General features: G+C 68.0%; 21 protein-coding genes. 11 read left to right on the top strand and 10 right to left on the bottom strand.

Annotation, left to right across the window (positions count from 1 at the left end; translation table 11 throughout):
* Nucleotides 1–34: 34 nt before the first annotated feature.
* Entirely contained in the window at nt 35–1183 is a 1149-nt protein-coding gene (locus U4Y91_RS31555; protein ID WP_321798487.1) for a branched-chain amino acid ABC transporter substrate-binding protein, read from the top strand.
* Between the two features lie 219 nt (nt 1184–1402).
* Here U4Y91_RS31555 and U4Y91_RS31550 read toward each other — a convergent pair whose 3' ends face one another.
* Nucleotides 1403–2164 (bottom strand): FadR/GntR family transcriptional regulator, encoded by a 762-nt coding sequence (locus U4Y91_RS31550; RefSeq protein WP_321808330.1) that lies wholly within the window; start codon nt 2162–2164, stop codon nt 1403–1405.
* Nucleotides 2165–2589: 425 nt separating this feature from the next.
* Between U4Y91_RS31550 and gudD the strand changes: the two genes are divergently transcribed.
* Nucleotides 2590–3942 carry a glucarate dehydratase gene (gene gudD / locus U4Y91_RS31545; protein ID WP_321808329.1) on the top strand — a complete coding sequence of 451 codons (1353 nt, stop codon included), beginning with the start codon at nt 2590–2592 and terminating at the stop codon, nt 3940–3942.
* Between the two features lie 126 nt (nt 3943–4068).
* Here gudD and U4Y91_RS31540 read toward each other — a convergent pair whose 3' ends face one another.
* The 3 genes from U4Y91_RS31540 to U4Y91_RS31530 all read right to left on the bottom strand — a co-directional run bounded on the left by U4Y91_RS31540 (nt 4069) and on the right by U4Y91_RS31530 (nt 6672).
* A complete protein-coding gene (locus U4Y91_RS31540) occupies nt 4069–4533 on the bottom strand; it encodes a DUF2214 family protein (protein WP_124487413.1) in 465 nt (154 codons plus the stop codon).
* 35 nt (nt 4534–4568) lie between these two features.
* On the bottom strand, nt 4569–5369 hold the full coding sequence (locus U4Y91_RS31535; protein ID WP_321808328.1) for a hypothetical protein: 801 nt from the start codon (nt 5367–5369) through the stop codon (nt 4569–4571).
* 238 nt (nt 5370–5607) lie between these two features.
* Entirely contained in the window at nt 5608–6672 is a 1065-nt protein-coding gene (locus U4Y91_RS31530; RefSeq protein ID WP_124455992.1) for a glycosyltransferase family 4 protein, read from the bottom strand.
* 564 nt (nt 6673–7236) lie between these two features.
* Here U4Y91_RS31530 and U4Y91_RS31525 point away from each other — a divergent pair.
* Complete coding sequence (locus U4Y91_RS31525; protein WP_321808327.1) at nt 7237–9066, top strand: ABC transporter ATP-binding protein; 1830 nt, start codon at nt 7237–7239, stop codon at nt 9064–9066.
* A gap of 110 nt (nt 9067–9176) precedes the next feature.
* Here U4Y91_RS31525 and otsA read toward each other — a convergent pair whose 3' ends face one another.
* Together otsA and otsB are read right to left on the bottom strand one after the other, a co-directional pair.
* The gene (gene otsA, locus U4Y91_RS31520) at nt 9177–10553 is read right to left on the bottom strand and encodes an alpha,alpha-trehalose-phosphate synthase (UDP-forming) (protein WP_321798481.1); all 1377 of its coding nucleotides are present in this window, start codon (nt 10551–10553) and stop codon (nt 9177–9179) included.
* Nucleotides 10550–11302, bottom strand: a complete 753-nt coding sequence (gene otsB, locus U4Y91_RS31515) for a trehalose-phosphatase (RefSeq protein ID WP_321808326.1) — start codon at nt 11300–11302, stop codon at nt 10550–10552. Before otsB ends, otsA begins: the two co-directional genes overlap by 4 nt.
* A 282-nt stretch (nt 11303–11584) precedes the next feature.
* Here otsB and U4Y91_RS31510 point away from each other — a divergent pair, with 282 nt between their 5' ends.
* From U4Y91_RS31510 to U4Y91_RS31500, 3 genes are read left to right on the top strand one after another with little or no spacing between them, the layout of a single operon-like run.
* Nucleotides 11585–12232, top strand: a complete 648-nt coding sequence (locus U4Y91_RS31510) for an SCO family protein (RefSeq protein WP_321808325.1) — start codon at nt 11585–11587, stop codon at nt 12230–12232.
* 15 nt (nt 12233–12247) lie between these two features.
* Entirely contained in the window at nt 12248–12688 is a 441-nt protein-coding gene (locus tag U4Y91_RS31505; protein WP_321808324.1) for a copper chaperone PCu(A)C, read from the top strand.
* A 10-nt stretch (nt 12689–12698) separates the two neighbouring features.
* Entirely contained in the window at nt 12699–13568 is an 870-nt protein-coding gene (locus U4Y91_RS31500; RefSeq protein ID WP_321808323.1) for a cytochrome c oxidase assembly protein, read from the top strand.
* A 22-nt stretch (nt 13569–13590) separates the two neighbouring features.
* On the opposite strand, the gene U4Y91_RS31495 is transcribed toward U4Y91_RS31500, so the two are convergent.
* Both U4Y91_RS31495 and U4Y91_RS31490 read right to left on the bottom strand, forming a co-directional pair.
* Nucleotides 13591–14076 carry a GNAT family N-acetyltransferase gene (locus tag U4Y91_RS31495; protein WP_321808322.1) on the bottom strand — a complete coding sequence of 162 codons (486 nt, stop codon included), beginning with the start codon at nt 14074–14076 and terminating at the stop codon, nt 13591–13593.
* 151 nt (nt 14077–14227) lie between these two features.
* Nucleotides 14228–15094, bottom strand: a complete 867-nt coding sequence (locus U4Y91_RS31490) for a pirin family protein (RefSeq protein WP_321808321.1) — start codon at nt 15092–15094, stop codon at nt 14228–14230.
* 110 nt (nt 15095–15204) lie between these two features.
* On the opposite strand from U4Y91_RS31490, the gene U4Y91_RS31485 reads away from it, so the two are divergent.
* Together U4Y91_RS31485 and U4Y91_RS31480 are read left to right on the top strand one after the other, a co-directional pair.
* On the top strand, nt 15205–16122 hold the full coding sequence (locus U4Y91_RS31485; protein WP_321808320.1) for a LysR family transcriptional regulator: 918 nt from the start codon (nt 15205–15207) through the stop codon (nt 16120–16122).
* Between the two features lie 165 nt (nt 16123–16287).
* On the top strand, nt 16288–16800 hold the full coding sequence (locus U4Y91_RS31480) for a GAF domain-containing protein (protein WP_124487423.1): 513 nt from the start codon (nt 16288–16290) through the stop codon (nt 16798–16800).
* A gap of 173 nt (nt 16801–16973) precedes the next feature.
* On the opposite strand, the gene map is transcribed toward U4Y91_RS31480, so the two are convergent.
* Together map and U4Y91_RS31470 are read right to left on the bottom strand one after the other, a co-directional pair.
* A complete protein-coding gene (gene map / locus U4Y91_RS31475) occupies nt 16974–17780 on the bottom strand; it encodes a type I methionyl aminopeptidase (RefSeq protein ID WP_321808319.1) in 807 nt (268 codons plus the stop codon).
* A complete protein-coding gene (locus U4Y91_RS31470) occupies nt 17780–18016 on the bottom strand; it encodes a ParD-like family protein (RefSeq protein WP_321808318.1) in 237 nt (78 codons plus the stop codon). The genes map and U4Y91_RS31470 overlap by 1 nt, the downstream gene beginning before the upstream one ends.
* A gap of 140 nt (nt 18017–18156) precedes the next feature.
* Here U4Y91_RS31470 and U4Y91_RS31465 point away from each other — a divergent pair, with 140 nt between their 5' ends.
* From U4Y91_RS31465 to U4Y91_RS31455, 3 genes are all read left to right on the top strand, one after another.
* Entirely contained in the window at nt 18157–18816 is a 660-nt protein-coding gene (locus tag U4Y91_RS31465) for a helix-turn-helix domain-containing protein (protein ID WP_321808317.1), read from the top strand.
* Complete coding sequence (locus U4Y91_RS31460; protein WP_321808316.1) at nt 18813–19361, top strand: N-acetyltransferase family protein; 549 nt, start codon at nt 18813–18815, stop codon at nt 19359–19361. Before U4Y91_RS31465 ends, U4Y91_RS31460 begins: the two co-directional genes overlap by 4 nt.
* A 296-nt stretch (nt 19362–19657) precedes the next feature.
* The gene (locus U4Y91_RS31455; RefSeq protein ID WP_321808315.1) at nt 19658–20146 is read left to right on the top strand and encodes a hypothetical protein; all 489 of its coding nucleotides are present in this window, start codon (nt 19658–19660) and stop codon (nt 20144–20146) included.
* The last annotated feature ends 53 nt before the right edge of the window (nt 20147–20199 follow it).

Genomic DNA, 20199 nt, shown 5'->3' with positions numbered 1-20199 from the left:
CCCACCCGCTGGTGTAAGAACAAGAGGAACGAACATGACATTCCGTCATTCCCTGTTGTCGGTATCGGTCGTATCCGCGGTAGCCCTTCTCTCGCAACACGCCGCCCAGGCCGCCGACGCGTCCGACGTGAAGGTCGGCTTTGCCGCGCCGCTCACCGGCGTGAACGCCGGCTACGGCAAGGATCTCCAGAACGGCGTGCAGCTCGCGCTCGACGACGCCGCCGCGCAGAAGGTGCAGATCGCCGGCAAGCCCGTGCATTTCGACCTGGTCGTGCAGGACGACCAGGCCGACCCGCGCATCGGCGTGCAGGCCGCGCAGGCGCTCGTCGACCAGAACGTGTCGGTGGTGGTCGGCCACTTCAACTCGGGCACGACGATTCCGGCGTCGGTGGTCTACGACAAGGCCGGCATTCCGGTGATCGACCCGGCCGCGACCAACCCGACGCTCACGTCGCGCGGGCTCGCGAACATGTTCATGGTGATCGCGACCGACGGCCAGAACGCCGGCAACGCGGGCAAGTACGCGGTCGACGTGACCAAGGCGAAGCGCATCGCGATCATCGACGACCGCACCGCGTTCGGCCAAGGTGAGGCGGACGAGTTCGAGAAGGCCGTGAAGGCGGCCGGCGGCAACATCATCGGCCGCGAGTTCACCAGCAATCAGGCGGTCGACTTCCGCGCGCAAATCACGAGCCTGAAGGGCAAGAACCCCGACCTGATCTTCTTCGGCGGTCTCGATTCGCTCGCCGCGAACTTCATCAAGCAGATGCGCCAGCTCGGGCTGAACGCGCAGTTCGTCGGCGGCGGCGGCGTGAAGGACAACGAGTTCATCAAGATCGCCGGCCCGGCCGCGGAAGGCGCGATGGCGTGGGAATACGGACGGCCGCTCGACGAGCTGCCGCAGGGCAAGGATTTCGAGCAGCGCTTCAAGAAGCGCTTCGGCGTCGACGTGCTGTCGTACGCGCAGTTCGGCTACGACGCGGCGTGGGCGGCGATCAAGGCGATGCAGGCGGCCAACTCGACCGATCCGAAGGTCTATCGCCCGGCGCTGAAGAAGGTCGACTTCGAAGGCGTCACCGGCCGCATCTCGTTCGCGAACGACGGCTCGCTGAAGAGCGGGATGTCGACGCTGTACCAGGTGAAGAGCGGCACGTGGAAGACCATCGTGACGAAGGGGGGCTGATCGGGCAGGATCGGCGGTCCGGATAGCCGGGCCGCCCCGGGGCGCGGGTGACGGCGGGAACGCCGCCCCGCCGCCCCTCGCACGATGCAGGTGACCGGACGATCTGCAGCCAAAGCTAAAACGATCGGCGCAATCGCACCGACCTCATACGATGACTGATGTTATGGCGATATTCGTCATAGTCTGCGGCACTGCGCAGACCGTGTCAGCGGCCACGCGTCAGCTGGCCTGCGTGTCGCGCTCCGCCTCGGCCGCCTCGTGCGCACGGCGCAGCCGCTCGCGGCTGTTGGTCAGGTGCGTGCGCATCGCGGCGCGCGCGGCTTCCGGGTCGTGACGCGCGATCGCCTCGTAAATGTCTTCATGCTCGTGATTGAGCCGGCCGACATAGCGCTCGAGGTCGTCGCCGGCGAAGCGCGCCGAATTCACGCGCGTGCGCGGAATGATCGACGCGCCGAGCTGCGTCATGATGTCGACGAAATAGCGGTTGCCGGTGGACTGCGCGATCTGCAGGTGGAACTGGAAATCGAGTGGTGCCGTGTCACGGCCGCCACCCGCCCCCGACGCGATCGCGTCGAGCGCGCGCCGCAGCGCGGCGAGATCGGTGTCGTTCGCGCGCTGCGCGGCGAGGCTCGCGCATTCGCTTTCGAGGCTGATGCGCAGCTCGAGCACCGCGAGCACGTCGCGCAGCGTCGTGATGGTCGCGGGATCGATGCCGAGCGCCTGGCGGCGCGTCGGCTCGAGCACGAAGCTGCCGATGCCGTGGCGCGTCTCGACGAGGCCGCTTGCCTGCATCCGCGAGATCGCTTCGCGCACGACCGTGCGGCTGACGCCCTGCGCCGCCATGACTTCGGTTTCGGTCGGCAGCTTGTCGCCGGGACGCAGCGTGCCGTTTTCGATCTGCGCGGTCAGCGCGTCGACGACATCTTGTGCGAGGCTGCGTGCGCGACGGCGCGGCGCTGCGGGAAGCGTGGGCACGGACATGAGGCCGGTTCCTTTTTGAATGATCGTAATGTGAGCCGAGGGTTTACGCGGGGTTTGAGCGAACGCCGATGATTCATTATACTGCGTCACAAGTCATCCGACGACTGATGATCGCGACACGGATCTCCTGTCGACCGAGGCTGGCGCTCCAGCGCCTGCCGGGTCCCGTGGTTCGCGATCGGCCGGCATTCGCGCTTCTGCGCGGCTGCCGGCGCCCGGTTTCGCGACCGATCGACGCGCGCTTGCGCGCGTGCTCCGGCCTGTCGCGACACCGGCATCGAGCGGGTCGCCCCCATCCTTTCGGGTTGCTGTCGACATGCGGGGCTTGCGCACCGCGCACGTCGGTTGTCGAATGATCGCACCTCCCGCCGCGCGCAGCAAAGATTTTGCCGCACGGCATTGCCCACTCTTTTGCCATCGCCGCCATGAACGCCGTCACTGCCTCGCCTTCCCACGACACGCCGCGCATCGTCGACTTGCAAGCCATTCCGGTCGCCGGCCACGACAGCATGCTGCTCAACCTGAGCGGTGCGCACGGCCCGTTCTTCACCCGCAACCTCGTGATCCTGAAGGACAGCGCGGGCCGGACCGGCGTCGGCGAGGTGCCGGGCGGCGAAAGCATCCGCCGCACGCTGGAGGACGCGCGCGCGCTCGTCGTCGGTCAGCCGGTCGGCAACTACCATGCGGTACTCAACGACGTGCGGCGCACCTTCGCCGACCGCGACGCGAGCGGCCGCGGCCTGCAGACCTTCGACCTGCGCACCACGATCCACGCGGTCACCGCGCTCGAAGCCGCGCTGCTCGACCTGCTCGGCCAGCATCTCGGCGTGCCCGTGGCTGCCCTCCTCGGCGAAGGGCAGCAGCGCGAGCGCGTCGAGATGCTCGGCTATCTGTTCTACATCGGCGACCGCACACAAACTGCGCTGCCCTATCGCGACGGCCGCGGTGCGACCGACGACTGGACCCGCGTGCGCGACGAAGCCGCGCTGACGCCCGAGGCGGTCGTGCGCCTCGCCGAAGCCGCGCATGCGCGCTACGGGTTCAACGACTTCAAGCTGAAGGGCGGCGTGTTCGAAGGCGCGCGCGAGATCGACGCCGTGACGGCGCTTGCCGAGCGCTTCCCCGAAGCGCGCGTGACACTCGATCCGAACGGCGCGTGGTCGCTCGACGAAGCCGTGCGGCTGTGCCGCGACCTGCATCACGTGCTCGCATATGCGGAAGATCCGTGCGGCGCGGAGAACGGTTATTCGGGCCGCGAGGTGATGGCCGAATTCCGCCGCTCGACCGGGCTGCCGACGGCCACCAACATGATCGCGACCGACTGGCGCCAGATGGGCCACGCGGTGCAGTTGCAGGCGGTCGACATCCCGCTCGCCGATCCGCACTTCTGGACGATGCAGGGCTCGGTGCGCGTCGCGCAGATGTGCCGCGACTGGGGCCTCACGTGGGGCTCGCATTCGAACAACCACTTCGACGTATCGCTCGCGATGTTCACGCACGTCGCGGCCGCCGCGCCCGGTCAGGTCACCGCGATCGACACGCACTGGATCTGGCAGGACGGTGAACGGCTGACGCGCGAGCCGCTGAAGATCGAGAACGGGCTCGTGGAAGTGCCGAAGCGTCCGGGCCTCGGCATCGACATCGACATGGATGCGGTCGCGGTCGCGCACGAGCTGTACAAGCAGCACGGGCTGGGCGCGCGCGACGACGCGGCCGCGATGCAGTATCTGATTCCGGGGTGGACGTTCAACAACAAGCGCCCCTGCCTCGTGCGCTGAGCGCGGGACGAAACGGGCGGCGGATCCGCCCGGTCGACATGCGCGGCCGGCCGGGCCTAGCCGGCTGCACCTGCCCGGCCATGCCTAGCCGGCCGCATCTGCCCGGCCACGCCTAGCCGGCCGCACCTACCCGGCCAGCCCAATCCCCCGCGCCATCCCCGACGCGGCGAGCACGATCACCATCACGAGCACGGCCTGCCAGTGGCCGATCCGCACATAGGTCCGTGCGCGACCCAGATCGGGCATCTGCTGCTGCCGTGCGGCGATGCGCCAGCGGATCAGCCCGAGCATCGGCACGATCTCGAGCAGCAGGATCAGCACGAGCGCGGTCATCTTGAGGTGAAAGAGCGGCTCATGAAGGTAGTACGCCGAGCCCTTCTCGAAGCCGCCGAATGCGCGCGTGAGCCCGGTCGCGATCAGTACCAGCGCGGACAATCCCCAGGCCGCGTCGGCCTTGAACACGCCGGGCAGGTCGGCGGCCTGCGCCGACGCGATGACCCGGCGCAGCGCACGGTTGCGTCCCGCGATCGCGGCGAACGCGACGCCGAATGCCATCAGGTGAACGGCTGCCAGCAACCAGCGGACGATCATTGCGTCTCCTTGTCGCCCGCGCCGCGCAGGCCTTGTCAGACGATCTGTTTGAGCGCCGCGTCGAGCGCGAGCACCGCGATGCGGTCGCCCTCGGTCGCGAGCGGCGCGCGCATCACGATCTGCCGGTTATGGCCGACGGCCGCCGGCGAATCCCACAGCAGCTCCACCTTCGGCCGCCGGAACAGGCTGCCGCGACGCGGCGGCACGGCGGCCGGCTGCGCACCCTGCTCGCCCACGGCGGGCGCGACCCGGCCGGGCCAGCGCACCGACAGTTCGCGCGCGTCGTACTGACCGACCTTGCGGCTCTCCATCCAGACGATCGCGGTACGCGTGAGCGTATCGAGCGAGATCGCGTAGCGGCCGACCGCGAAGCGGCGCGCGGCCACGTTGGTGCGCCACAGCGGCCGCGGGCGGCACATCCAGACGATCGCCGCATACAGCGCCGGCGCGGCGACGAGCCAGCCGTTGGTCGCCGTCACCGCGTGCAGCGCGCGGCGCCAGCCGTCCGCCCACGCGAACGCGCCGATCGACCACACGGCGAACAGGAAACCGATCAGCGCGAAGACCCGCAGCGCCTGGCGCAGCCACTGCGGCAGCGGATGGAACGGCCGCTCGGCGCGCGCGACGGCGCCCGGCAGCGCGAGCAGCAGGAAGATCAGGACGAGATAGACGAACGCCCAGGGCGACGACACCATCGCCGACAGCGACGCGCGATAGCCCATCTGGGACATCGAGAACAGCCAGCGCGCGAGCAGCACGAGACCGATCGCGCGCAACGCGAAGATCACGCCGGCGCCGGGGGCCGGTGCTGCGCGCGTGGTTTTCGTTCTCGCCAAGACTGCTCTCCTCTCGATGTTCGTGCGGGGCCGGATTTCACGGCACGGCCATTATAGGGACATTACCGTCTGGACAGACGGCCGGATGGCGTGCCGGACCGCTTCCGGGGCCGTTCGCGGCGCCGGGCGCGGCGAGAATACAACAGATCCGCGCCGCAGATGTGACAACGCCCCGCCGGAGACCCGGACGGGGCGTCGATGACGGGGCCTCAGCCGCAGTGCGGCCGGCGGCCCGGCATCAGCCTGCGTTGACTTCGCGCAGCACCGTGCGGTGCTTCTGGCGCAGCAGTTCCTCGTAGCCCTTCACGTAGTTCTGCGCCATCACCTTCGACGAGAAGCGGGCTTCGAATGCGGCGCGCACCTTCTCGCGCGGCAGCGTATCGAGGCGCTTGAGCGCCGCGACGGCCGACAGTTCGTCTTCGACGACGAAGCCCGACACGCCGTTGTCGATCACTTCCGGCACCGAGCCGCGCTTGAACGCGATCACCGGCGTGCCGCACGCCATCGCCTCGATCATCACCAGGCCGAAGGGCTCCGGCCAGTCGATCGGGAACAGCAGCGCATGCGCGTTGCCCAGGAATTCGGTCTTTTCCGACTCGCTGATTTCGCCGATGTACTCGACGTGCGGCAGCGCGAACAGCGGCTTGATCTTCTCTTCGTAGTACGCGCGGTCAGCCTTGTCGAGCTTCGCGGCGATCTTGATCGGCAGGCCGGCCTGCTCGGCGATGCGGATCGCGGTGTCGACGCGCTTTTCCGGCGAGATGCGGCCGAGGAACGCGAGGTAGCTCGGCTTCACGTTCGGGATCGGCGTCAGCAGGTTTTCCGGCAGGCCGTGATACACGGTCGACAGCCAGTTCGCCTGCGGCAGCGGGATGCGCTGGTTGTCGGAGATCGACACGACCGGCACGTCGCTGAACGCATTGAAGATCGGCTGCAGTTCCGGCAGGTCGAGACGGCCGTGCATCGTCGTCAGATGCGGGACCGGCTGGCGCGAGAACAGCGAGAACGGGTAGTAGTCGATGTGGCAGTGCAGGACGTCGAACTCTTCCGCGCGGCGGCGCACCTGCTCGAGGAGCAGCATGTGCGGAGCCATCACGTCGCGGATCGTCGGGTCGAGGCGCAGTGCCTGCGGCCAGCACGCTTCGAGCTTCGCCGACGTTTGCGAATCGCCGCTCGCGAAGAGCGTGACGTCATGCCCCATCTCGACAAGTGCTTCGGTGAGGTAGGACACCACTCGCTCGGTACCACCGTACAGTTTCGGGGGCACCGCTTCGTGCAACGGAGCGATTTGGGCGATTCGCATGCGTAACTCCTAAAAAATCGGCTAAAAACCAGGTATGGGTCGGCAACCTGCCGGCGGTCCGGGCTGGATGCATTTCATCCGAAAAATCGGACGAATCAGCCTGCCGGGGGCGTCGAACCCGCGCTGCTCAAGGAGCGTCGGCGACGCGACAGGCATAGAACGTTTGAAACGAAGACCCGTTGACAGGGGTTCGTAAAAAACCTGGAATCGAACCCGGAGCCGATTATCTAGGGTTAATCCCGATACGGCGCACAACATTTCAAACTCTTTGCTTTGTTACAAAGGCGCAACACTTTGCAACCCGCGGACTTGGGTGTCCGTTCTAGAGTGGAAGGCCCTTTTGGCGTTCCGAGTCATCCCGCCACGGCCGGCAGCGTGATTCCGGTGCATGCGGCAGGACGGATGCCGGATTTTATCTCAAAATTGATCGCGCGCCCCTGACCAAGGCAAGATTCGCGCAGCGCAATGCACGGCCTTGTTTACAATGCCGGATTATTCAGTCCGGGCGGCCGCGGGCTGCGATCCAGCCGATCCGCTCAATCACCGAATCACCGCACGCATATTTTGGAATCTCTCACCCCTGCCCAGCGCAACGCCCACAACGCGAAGCTGTCGAGCTACGCGCATCGGCCGATCGCGTTCCTGTTCCGCTACATCCGCCTGCATCCGGTCGCGCACCTCGTCGTGCTCTGCAGCGTGCTGGCCGCCGTCGGCTGCGCGCTCGGCTCGCAATACGCGATCAAGCACCTGATCGACGTGCTCGCGACCGGGCGCCATCATCCGGGCCCGCTGTGGAGCGCGTTCGCGCTGCTCGTCGGCCTGATCGCGGCCGACAACCTGCTGTGGCGCGTCGGCGGCTGGGCCGCCGCGCACACGTTCGTCGCGGTCACCGGCGACCTGCGGCGCGACCTGTTCCAGTACCTGATCGGCCATTCGCCGACCTACTACTCGGAAAAGCAGCCGGGCACGCTCGCGAGCCGCATCACCGCCACGTCGAACGCCGTCTATACGTCGGAGAACACGATGGCGTGGAACGTGCTGCCGCCGTGCATCGCGGTGATGGGCGCGATCCTGATGATCATCGTCGTGAACCCGCTGATGGCCGCCGGGCTGCTCAGCTGTTCGGCCGTGCTCTCCGTCGTGCTGTTCAAGCTCGCCGGGCGCGGCTCCGCGCGCCATCACGCGTTCGCGTCGAAGGCCGCCGCGGTCGACGGCGAGCTCGTCGACGTGATCGGCAACATGGGCCTCGTGCGCGCATTCGGGATGACGCTGCGCGAACAGAAGCGCTTCGGCGCGACGGTGAAGGCCGAGATGGACGCGCGCCAGCAAAGCCTGTTCTACCTCGAGAAGCTGCGCCTGCTGCACGCGGTGATCACCGCGATGCTGTCCGCCGGCCTGCTCGGCTGGGCGCTGTGGCTGTGGGATCAGGGCCGCGCGACCTCCGGCGACATCGTGCTCGTCAGCTCGCTCGGCTTCACGATCCTGCACGGCACCCGCGATCTCGCCGTCGCGCTCGTCGACGTCACGCAGCACGTGGCACGCCTGTCCGAAGCCGTGAAGACGCTGCTCGAGCCGCACGGAATGCCGGACCGCTCCGACGCGCAGCCGCTGTCGGCCAAGGGCGGCCGCGTCGATTTCGAACGCGTGACGTTCGCATATCCGCATCGCCGCGCGATCCTCGACCACTTCGATCTCCAGATCGAACCGGGCCAGCGCGTCGGCCTGATCGGCAAGTCGGGCGCCGGCAAGTCGACCGTGCTCGCGCTGCTGCAGCGCTTCTACGACACGCAGGACGGCGCCGTGAAGGTCGACGGCCAGGACGTGAAGGCGATCACGCAGGACAGCCTGCGCCATGCCATCGCGCTCGTGCCGCAGGACATCTCGCTGCTGCACCGGACCATCTACGACAACATCGCGTACGGCCGCCCCGAGGCGACCCGCGAGGAAGTGCTCGCCGCCGCGCGCGACGCCCGCTGCTCGGAGTTCATCGAGGCGATGCCGGAAGGCTATGACACGATCGTCGGCGACCGCGGCGTGAAACTGTCGGGCGGCCAGCGCCAGCGCATCGCGATCGCGCGCGCGATCCTGAAGGACGCGCCGATCCTGCTGCTCGACGAAGCGACGTCCGCACTCGACAGCGCATCCGAGGAAGCGATCCAGAGCGCGCTCGACCGCCTGATGGTCGGCCGCACGGTGATCGCGATCGCGCACCGGCTGTCGACGCTGCGCAACTTCGACCGGATCATCGTGATGAGCAACGGCAAGGTGATCGACGACGGCAGCCCCGACGTGCTGCGCAACCGTCCGGGCCTGTACCGCGACCTGCTCGCGAAGCAGCACGGCCGCCATCACGCCCCCGACGGCACCGCACCGACCGGCGAACGCGTGGCCTGACGCCGCCCAGGCAGCATCCCGTCCTGGCAGCCGATAAAAAAGCCGCCGTGCGTGAAGCACGGCGGCTTTTTTTCATCGCGGCGCGCGGGCTCCGCCGCGCGGCGCGCCCATTACACGCGCTGCAGGTCGCGCAGGAAGTTGTCGCGCCACACCGACACGTTGTTCTCGCGCAGCTGCGCAATCATGTCCGCATAACGCGCGCGCCGCTCCGCGAGCGGCATCGTCAGCGCCTGCGACAGCGCATCGGCCATTCCGTCGATGTCGATCGGATTGACGATCAGCGCGCCCGTCAGCTCGCGCGCGGCGCCCGCGAAGCGCGACAACACCAGCACGCCCGGATCGTCCGGATTCTGCGCGGACACGTACTCCTTCGCGACCAGGTTCATCCCGTCGCGCAGCGGCGTCACGAAGCCCACGCGGGCGAGGCGATACAGTGCGGCCAGCACCTGCCGATCGTACTGGCGGTGAATGTAGAGAATCGGCGCCCAGTCGAGCTCCGCATAGCGGCCATTGATGCGCCCCGACTCCGCTTCGAGCTGCAGGCGGATGTCCTGGTACGCGCGCAGGTCGGCGCGCGTCGACGGCGCGATCTGCAGGAACGACACGCGGTTGCGGATCGAGGTCTGGTGCTCCAGCAGCTTCTCGAACGCGCGGAACCGCTCGACGAGCCCCTTCGAATAATCGAGCCGGTCGACGCTCATGATCAGTTGGCGCCCGCGCAGCGACGTGGCCATGCGCGCGGCCTTGCCGTGCTCGCCCGCCTGCGCGAGCGACGCGATCTCGTCCGGATACACGCCGATCGGATAGGCGGCCGCGCGCAGCGTGTTGCCGAACGCGCTCACGCGCACCGTGTGCCCTTCGCGCGCCACTTCGCCGCCGGCCTCGAACTCGATGTAGTCGCAGAACGCGCGCAGGTCCGGCTCGGTCTGGAAGCCGAGCAGATCGAACGCGCACAGCGACTCGACGAGTTCGCGATGCGGCGGCACGTTGACGAGCACCTGCGCGGCCGGAAACGGAATGTGCAGGAAAAAGCCGATGCGGTTCTTCACGCCGGCCGCACGCAGCGCACGCGCGAACGGGATCAGGTGATAGTCGTGCACCCAGATCACGTCGTCGTCCTGCAGCAGCGGCACGAGCTGCTGCGCGAGCCAGACGTTCACACGGCCGTAGCCGTCGAACTCGTGGCGGTCGTACTGGATCAGGTCCGCGCGGTAATGGAACGCGGGCCACAGCGTCGCGTTCGAGAAACCGCGGTAGTACTGGTCGTAATCGCGGCGCGACAGCCCGACGGTCGCGAACGTCACGGGGCCGCGCTCCTCGATGCGGATCTGCGGCGCACCGGACGCGACCACCTCGCCGCTCCAGCCGAACCACATGCCGCCCGTCTCCTTCAGCGCATCGTAGACGCCGATCGCGAGACCGCCCGCCGCCGGCTCGCCTTCCGAAATCGGGGCGACGCGGTTCGAAACGATGATGAGTCGGCTCATGCGCCCGGCTGCTCCGCGCCAAGCCAGCGGGCGATCTGCGCGTGCAGCGCGTCGACCGAGTCGAGCCGCGTGCGGGCCGACGTCTCGCCCGCGCCGACCTTGATCGACAGGCCGCCGCGCGCGTTGACCACCGCGAAGCCCTTCTCGTCGGTCAGGTCGTCGCCCGCGAACAGCGGCACGCGGCCCGCGAATGGCGGCTCGTCGAGGAACGCGGCCAGCGCGCGCCCCTTGTCGACACCCTTCGGCTTGATCTCGAACACCATCTTGCCGGGCTGCAGCACGTACGCATCCGCATATTCGGCGACGAGGCGCTCGGCCGCTGCGCGCGCGGCCGGCTCACGCTCGGGCGCGTTGCGGTAGTGCAGCGCGACGGCCGCCCCCTTGATTTCGAGCAGCATGCCCGGATGACGGTCGACGACGGCCGCGAGCTCGCGCTCGATGCGCAGCAGCCGTTCGTCGTTGAAGCCGATGCGCTGCGTGTCGCCGTTCGCGTCGCGCCGCTCGGCGCCGTGCAGGCCGGCGATCGGCAGGTCCGGCATGTTCAGGAACGTGTCGAGGTTGTCGATGCCGCGACCCGACACGACGGCGACTGCACCGTGCGAACGGCGCCGCAGTTCATCGAGCAGCGACAGCAGCGACGGCGGCACGTGAATGCTGTCGGGCGTCGGCGCCAGCTCGACGAGCGTGCCGTCGAAGTCGAAAAAGAACGCGGTATCGGTCAGGGACAGGGAAGCCGGAACGGATTGCATCGATTCGATGGTCTGAGAGCGGCCTGCAAACGCGGGGCCGCCGCTGCGAGAATGGAATTGTGCGCATCTTACCGCGCCTGCGTACCGAGATGGGCGAAACCGGTGCGGGGCTTGCCTCGCGCCGCCATCCGCGTCAACTGCGACATATTGCCCCGCTCGCCCGTGCCGCACGGGTTTCGAAAGGACGCGGGCGCGGGAATTGCGCTACAGTCGGCAACCGCCGGCCGCGCGACGCATGGCGCCGCGCCGGCCGACGACCGTTCCGTCCGATCGAGCCCCAGGATGTCGTCTGCCCGTCCCGCGCCGCACTGGCGCTTCCTCAGCCTGACCCGCCTCGTCCGCACGGCCGCGGCGCTGACCGCCGCCGTCGCGCTCGCCGCCTGCACGCACGACGAGCCGAGCTGGCGCCTGACCAACGTCACGGGCCACCTGCCCGACCTGTCGTTCACGCTCACCGGCGGCGACGGCCGCCCGGTCGACGCGAACGCGTTTCGCGGCCGCATCGCGCTCGTCTATTTCGGCTACACGCACTGTCCGGACGTCTGCCCCGAAACGATGGCGCGGCTGATGGAAGTGCTCGCGAAGCTCGGCCCGCAGGCGAACGGCGTGCGCATCCTGTTCGTCTCGGTCGATCCCGCGCGCGACACGCCGCAGGCGATGCAGTCGTACGTCGCCGCGTTCGATGCCGCGCACGCGCACGGCCTGACCGGCACCGACGGCCAGATCGAATCGCTCGCGAAACGCTATCGGGTCGCGTACCAGATGGAAAAACGCGATCCGTCCGGCGGCTACGAAGTCACGCACAGCTCGGCCGTGTACATCTTCGACGCGACCGGCCGCGCGCGCCTGCTCGCGACCGACCGCGATTCGCCCGACGCCATCGCCGCCGATGTACGCCGGATCATCGACACCGCCTCCACTCCCTCCTGAATTCCGAACTCCGACATGAAGACGACCCTCAAGACGTTCGCCCTCCTCGCCGCGCTGTGCACCGCTGCGCAAGCCAGTGCCGCGGGCGCGATCACCGCGCAGAATGCATGGGTGCGCTGGCTGCCGAACCGGCTGCCCGCGGGCGGCTACGTGACGCTCGTCAACACGGGCGACAAGCCGGTCGATCTCGTCGACGTCGACAGCCCCGACTACGGGATGGCGATGCTGCACCAGACCGTGTCGAACGGCTCGACGCAGAAGATGGAAATGGTCGACAAACTGACGATCCCCGCGCGCGGCAAGGTCGACATCGCGCCGGGCGGCTATCACTTCATGCTCGAGGAACCGAAGCACGCGATCAAGCCCGGCGACACCGTGCGCCTGCGCCTGAAGTTCTCCGACGGCGAAACGGTCGACACGCCGTTCGCCGTGAAGTCGCCGGCCCAGGCGAAGTGATGCGCGCGCGATGAACGTCCTGTACTGGCTCGATCCGTGGGAACCGTCGCCGACCGTGGTCATCGCGGTGCTGACGGCCGCCGTGCTGTTCGCGCGCGGCGTGAAGAAGGCGAAGGTGTCGCCGCTGCGGCAGTTCTCGTTCTGGCTCGGGCTGACGGCGCTCTACATCGCGCTGCATACGCGGCTCGACTACTTCTTCGAGCACGAATTCTTCCTGCACCGCGCGCAGCACCTGGTGCTGCATCACCTCGGGCCGTTCTTCATCGCACTGGCCTACCCGGGCGCCGCGATCCGCGCGGGCATTCCGTTTCGCTGGCGGCAACGCTTCGTGCGCCCCGCGCTCGCGTGGGCACCCGTGCGCGCGACGCTCGACGTGGTGTTCCATCCGGTCGTCGCGGTCGTGCTGTTCGTCGGGCTGATCTATTTCTGGCTGCTGTCGCCGATCCACTTCGTCGCGATGCTCGACTGGCGCCTGTATCGCGTGATGAACTGGAGCATGGTGATCGACGGGCTGCTGTTCTGGTGGCTCGTCGTCGATCCGCGTCCCGCGCCGCCAGCGCGGCTGTCGCCGGGCCGCCGGATCCTGATCGTCGTCGCGGCGATCCCGCCGCAGATCGCGCTCGGCGCGCTGATCTTCTTCACGCCGCACGAGCTGTATCCGATCTACTCGATCTGCGGACGCGCATTTACGTGGCTCAGCCCGCTGCGCGACCAGCAGATCGGCGGCCTGCTGCTGTGGATTCCGGGTTCGATGATGAGCGTGATCGGCGCGCTGATCGCGCTGCGGCACTGGTTGCGGTTGTCCGCGCGCGGTCGTCTGATCGGCGAACGCGCGGTGCAGCACGCGGACAAGCCGCCGGTGCCGCACGCCGCGCACTGACCGCGGCGCCGCGCGGTGCGCATCACGCGCGCGCGCTGCTCATCCACACGTGCGGAATGCCGTCCTCGTCATGCACGTCCGAACTCGGCGTAAAGCCGAATGCGCCGTAGAAACGCTGCAAGTGCGCCTGCGCGTGCAGGCTCACCGGCGTATCCGGCCACTGCGCGCGGATATGCTCGAGCGCGCGCGACAGCAGCCCGTTGCCGAGGCCCGCGCCACGGAACGCGGCTGTCGTCAGCACGCGGCCGATCCGCACGTCGGTGTTCTGCGCATCGGGCAGCAGCACGCGCAGATAACCGGCCAGGCGGCCGGCCGGATCGAACGCGGCCAGGTGCCACGCGGTCTGGTCCGCGTCGTCGATGTCGCGATACACGCAGTTCTGCTCGACGACGAACACGGCGCTGCGCGCCTCGAGGATCGAATAGACTTCGCGCGCAGTCAGCGCGTCGAAGGATTTCCAGCGCCAGTCGAGATCGACGGCGCTCGGGGATGCGGCGGATGCGTTCATGTGCGGTCCTGATTCGGGCGCGCCGGCCGGCGCGCGGCAACCGTCGATTATGCCCCGAAGCGCACACCGCGCGCGACCGCCTGCTCGCGCGCGAAAAAAAGCCCCGCATCGCGCGGGGCCTGTTCGTCATGCCGTTATTACTGCACGACTGTCATGCCGGCATCTGGCCGAAGCGGCCGTTGTTGAAATCGTCGATCGCGGTCCGGATTTCCTCTTGCGAGTTCATCACGAACGGCCCGTAACCGACGACCGGCTCATCGATCGGCTCGCCGCTCAGGATCAGCAGCTTGGCGTCGCCGTTCGCTTCGATCTCGACGTCGCGGCCGTCGCGGCTCAACTGCACGAACTGCGCTTCGCGGGCGACCGTCTCACCGTTCACCAGCAGCGTACCGCTCAGCACGACCACCGCGAGCGTGCGCCCTTCGGCGACCGGGAACCGCGCACGGCCGCCGGCTGCGAGCCGCACGTCCCACACGTCGATCGGCGTGTGCGTGCGGGCCGGGCCGCGCCGCCCGTCGAATTCACCCGCGATGATCCGCGCGCGACCTGCGCCGTCCGGCAGTTCGACCACCGGGATGTCCGCGTCCAGAATCGTCTGATAGCCGGGCGCACCCATCTTGTCGGCGGCGGGCAGGTTCACCCACAGCTGCACCATCTCGAGCGGACCGCCCCGCTTCGTGAACGCTTCCGAGTGGAATTCCTCGTGCAGGATCCCGCTCGCGGCCGTCATCCATTGCACGTCGCCCGGGCCGATCACACCGCCCGCACCGGTCGAGTCGCGGTGCGCGACTTCGCCGTCATAGACGATCGTCACCGTTTCGAACCCGCGGTGCGGGTGCTGGCCCACCCCGCGCGGTGCCGAAGCCGGCTCGAAGTTCGCGGGACCCGCGTAGTCGAGCAGCAGGAACGGGCTCAGGTGCGTCCCGTGAGACTGGTAGCTGAACATCGAACGCACCGGGAAACCGTCGCCGACCCAATGACCGCGCGGCGCACTGTACACACCCTGGATCTTCTTCATTTGCCTTCTCCGAATTGCGGCGAAACACGTGTTTCGCATCCTGAGTAGGAATATAGAGGTGGAACGATCGATCCGGTAGACTGCCAAAATCGCACTCAGCGTTCTATTTCATGAACGATAACGAACGGGATCTGAACGATCTCTATTACTTCGTGCAGGTGGTCGAGCACGGCGGCTTCGCGCCGGCCGGGCGCGCACTGAACATGCCGAAGTCGAAGCTGAGCCGCCGCATCGCGCTGCTCGAGGCGCGGCTCGGGATGCGGCTGATCCAGCGTTCGACGCGCCGTTTCACCGTCACCGACGTCGGCCAGACCTACTACGCGCATTGTCGCGCGATGCTCGTCGAGGCGGACGCCGCCGACGAGGCGATCGCGCTGCTGCACGAGGAGCCGCGCGGCATCGTGCGGGTCAGTTGCCCGATCGTGCTGCTCGATTCGCTGGTCGGCACGATGATCGCCGCGTTCATGGTCGCGTGCCCGCGCGTCGAGATTCACCTGGAAGCGACCAACCGGCGCGTCGACGTGGTCGGCGAAGGGATCGATGTCGCGATCCGCGTGCGCCCGCCGCCGCTCGAGGACAGCGATCTCGCGCTGCGCGTGCTGGCCGAGCGCGGCCAGTGCCTCGTCGCGAGCCCCGCGTTGCTGCGCGAGCGCGGCGTGCCGGCCGTCCCCGCCGACCTGACCCGCCTGCCGAGCCTCGATCACGGCGTGCCGCAGGCGACGCACGTGTGGCGGCTGCGCGGCCCCGACGGCGCGCAGGCGGAAATCCACCATCAGCCGCGGCTCGTGACGGGCGGCATGCTCGCGCTGCGTGCGGCGGCCGTTGCGGGCGTCGGCGTCGTGCAGTTGCCGACGATGATGGTGCGCGACGAGGTCGCGCACGGCGACCTGGCGACCGTGCTGCCCGACTGGGCGCCGCGCCGCGAGATCGTGCATGCGGTGTTCGCGTCGCGGCGCGGGCTGCTGCCCGCGGTGCGCGCGCTGCTCGATTTCCTGGCCGAGCGGTTCGCCGAACTCGAACCTGATTGAGCGACATCGCCACGGCGATCGCCCCGCGTTCGGCGTTCGGCGTGTGCGTCGCGAACCGGACGCTGCAGACCGGCCGCGCGTGCCGTAGACTGCGGGACGCGCATCGCGCTTTTCACGGCCCTTTTCACAACCCCGCTGTTCACAACCTCTTTTCGCCTTTCAGCCATGTTCACGCTGTCCACCGACCCTCACGCCTCCAAGGCCGAACTCTATGCGACGCTCGTCGAGCAGGCACGCGCGCTCGTCGAATCGGAACGCGACCTGACCGCGAACGCCGCGAACTTCTCCGCGCTCGTCTATCACTCGCTCGACCGCCTGAACTGGGCCGGCTTCTATTTCTTCGACGGTTCGGAACTCGTGGTCGGGCCGTTTCAGGGCAAGCCCGCGTGTGTGCGGATCGCGCTCGGCAAGGGCGTGTGCGGCACGGCTGCGCAGACCCGCGAGACGCAGGTCGTGCGCGACGTGCATGCATTCCCCGGCCATATCGCCTGCGACGCCGCGTCGGAATCGGAAATCGTCGTGCCGCTGGTAGCGGCCGACGGCACGCTGATCGGTGTGTGGGACGTCGATAGCCCCGTCGCCGCGCGTTTCGACGACGAGGACCGCAACGGGATGGAAGCGCTGTGCCGCGTGTTCGTCGAACACGCGTGGCAGAAGGCGCGCGGTCGAGCCGCATGACGCTGCCAGCGGCGGCTGCGGAGGCCGCCGCCTGCTGATCGCGCCGCTTGGCCGCCAACGAAAACGGGCCCCGTTGATGAGCGGGGCCCGTTTTCGTTGCGTCGTTGCGTCGTTGCGTCGTTGCGTCGTTGCGTCGTTGCGTCGTTGCGTCGTTGCGCGCGGCCCGCCGCGCGTCAGGCCGCGTGCGTGCCGGAAAGCGCCGCGAACGCCGGCGGCGTCACGTCGTCCGACAGGATCTCGAAGCCCTGCTCCGTCACGACGACCATGTGCTCCCACTGCGCGGACAGCGAGTGATCCTTCGTGACGACCGTCCAGCCGTCCGCCAGCACGCGCGTATCGCGCTTGCCCGCATTCAGCATCGGCTCGATCGTGAAGATCATCCCCGGCCGCAGCGGCACGCCGGTGCCCGGGCGGCCATAGTGCAGCACCTGCGGCTCGTCGTGGTACACGTCGCCGATCCCGTGCCCGCAGTACTCGCGGACCACGCTGAATCCCTCACGATGCGCGACCTGCTGGATCGCATAGCCGACGTCGCCGAGCGTCGCGCCGGGACGCACCGCGCGGATGCCCGCATGCATCGCCTCATAGGTCGTCGCGACGAGGCGCCGCGCGAGTTCGCCCGGCTCGCCGACGAAGTACATTCGGCTCGTGTCGCCGAACCAGCCGTCCTTGATCACCGCGATGTCGAGATTCACGATGTCGCCGTCGCGCATCGGCCGCGACGACGGAATGCCGTGACAGACCACGTGATTGACCGACGTGCACAGGGTTTTCGGATAGCCGTGATAGCCGATATTCGCCGGGATCGCGCCGAGCACGTCGACGATATATTCGCGGCAGCGCACGTCCAGCTCGTCGGTGGTGACGCCCGGTTTCACGTGTTCGGTGATCATCGTCAGCACCTGGGACGCGAGCTTCGCGGCCTCGCGCGACTTGGCGATTTCCGCGGCACCGCGGATCGGGATTTCGCGCCTCGCCATTACGCCACCTGCTCGATGCCGTGGGCGACCGACTCCGTGCGGCCGGCATCGCCGCCGCGCGCTTCGGTCTCGATCAGCAGCCGGCAGATATCGCCGTAGGACAGCGACGGATTGAGTTCCGCCAGCATCCCGACGCGCAGCCAGTGCTCCGCCTGCGCATTGATCGAACGGCTCAGCGCGGTACTGGTCGAGCGCAGCCGTTCGTGCATGTGCTCGGATATCTTGATGATTCCCATATGTCTCTAATTAAACGAAATATAGCCGTTTCGTATATTACGCTCACCCCGGTCGCCGGGCAAGCGCCGGGCTGCCGGCGAATCGCCGATCCGGGATCCTGTTGACATCGAATTCCAACTTGCTGGAAAATAAATCCATCATGCAAGAACCAACCAGCGCCCCTGCCGACGACACCGGCATCAACGAACGCATCGCCCGGCGCGTGCGCGAGCTGCGCACGCTACGAGGCTACACGCTCGATGCGCTTGCCGCGCGTTCCGGTGTCAGCCGTTCGATGATCTCGCTCATCGAGCGCGCGTCGGCGAGCCCGACGGCCGTCGTGCTCGACAAGCTCGCGGCCGGTCTCGGCGTGTCGCTGGCCGGGCTGTTCGGCGGCGATCGCGACGACGCGCCCGCGCAACCGCTGGCGCGGCGCGCGCAGCAGGCGGAATGGCGCGATCCGGCGTCCGGTTACGTGCGGCGCAACCTGTCGCCGCACGGCTGGCCGTCGCCGATCCAGCTCGTCGAGGTCGATTTCCCGCCCGGCGCGCGCGTCGCGTACGACTCCGGCGGGCGCGAAAGCGCGCTGCATCAACAAATATGGGTCGTCCACGGGCGCGTCGACGTCACGTGCGGCGACCAGCTTCACGAACTTCACGAAGGCGACTGTCTGGCCATGCGCGTCGATCAGCCGCTGATTTTCAGCAACCCGTCGTCGCACGTCGCGCGCTATGTCGTCGCGATCTGCGATGTCCCCGCCGCCGCCGGCGCGCGGAGTGTTTCATCCGTTCAAGGCCGACAGGCGCAGGAGCCCGCATGAATTCCCCGAAACCGCGCGAAGACGTGCGCCTGATCGATTGCAGCGAGGCCGAGCATGCCGCGGCCATCCTCGACATCCTGAACGATGCGATCGCGAATTCGACCGCGCTGTACGACTATCGGCCGCGCCCGCCGGAAGCGATGGTCACGTGGTTTGCGACGAAGCGCGCCGGCGGTTTTCCGGTCGTCGGCGCGGTGGATGAATCGGGCGCGCTGGTCGGCTTCGCGAGCTGGGGCACGTTCCGCGCGTTCCCCGCGTTCAAGTACACGGTCGAACACAGCGTGTACGTCCACCGCGACCATCGCGGCCGCGGGCTCGGCGAGCTGCTGCTGCGCGAGTTGATCCGGCGGGCGCGCGAAGCCGAAGTGCATGTGCTGGTCGGCTGCATCGACGCGACCAACGGCGGCAGCGTCGCGCTGCACACGCGCCTCGGCTTCGTGCACTCGGGCACGATCACCGAAGCGGGCTTCAAGTTCGGCCGCTGGCTCGATGCGGCGTTCTATCAGCTGAGGCTCGACACGCCGGCTCGGCCGGTCGATGGCTGATCGGCATCGCCGCATGGTCGGCACGCTCATGGTGACGCGGGCGGCGTAGACGGCGCCGCAGCGCCACCATCACTTCTCTCCCGCGACAACGCGCGATCGAGCCGCCTTGCCGCCTTGCCGCGTTGTCGCCCCGCCTTCAGTCTTTCCAGACGCATCCCGGGCCCCGGGCCCGCACCTTTTCCCCGTGACCGCACGTGTGACGTTCGCCGCATTCTCGCGCGAGAACGGTAGCGATACGGTATTCCCCAGCGGCCGCAGCACGGTCGCATACCGATCCATCACCCGGAGAATGCCGTATGAAAACGCCCCATGCCCTGCCGCACCATCCTGGCTCGCGACGCGATGCCGGCCTCGCGCGACGCGCGGCCCGATGTGTTGCGTGGTCGCTTGCCGCCCTCCCGCTTTTCTGCGGAGAAGCGTTCGCGGCCGGCGCGTGTCCGACGCCGTTTACGCTGAGCGGCAACACCGATCTGCTGTGGAAGGAGGTCACCAACAACCAGTGGCGCAACATGCTGCCGCGCGGCTGGACCGACAACGGTTTCCATTTCTACAGCCGGGTGCGCAGCCGCGGTCCGGAAAACGGCATCAACACCCCGTCGGATCTCGAATCGGAAATTCGCAAACAGGTTTCGGACGAACCGGCCGGCGGCAACAACCCGAATCGCCGGACGATCACACTGCCGATCCTGAACAGCAAGGGCCAGCATCTGCTCGCGATTTACGACTACGACGGCAAGAGCACGTCGAAGTGCGAGCTGGTGACGCTGACGTATCCGGCGGAGTAGATGCGCGGATGAAGTGCGGATCGAGCGCAGAAAAAAGAAAAGCCCCGCCGAAG

It is taken from the genome of Burkholderia sp. BCC1993, from assembly GCF_905339865.1.
Taxonomy (GTDB): Bacteria; Pseudomonadota; Gammaproteobacteria; order Burkholderiales; family Burkholderiaceae; genus Burkholderia.
This window is presented reverse-complemented; position numbering and strand designations above follow the sequence as displayed.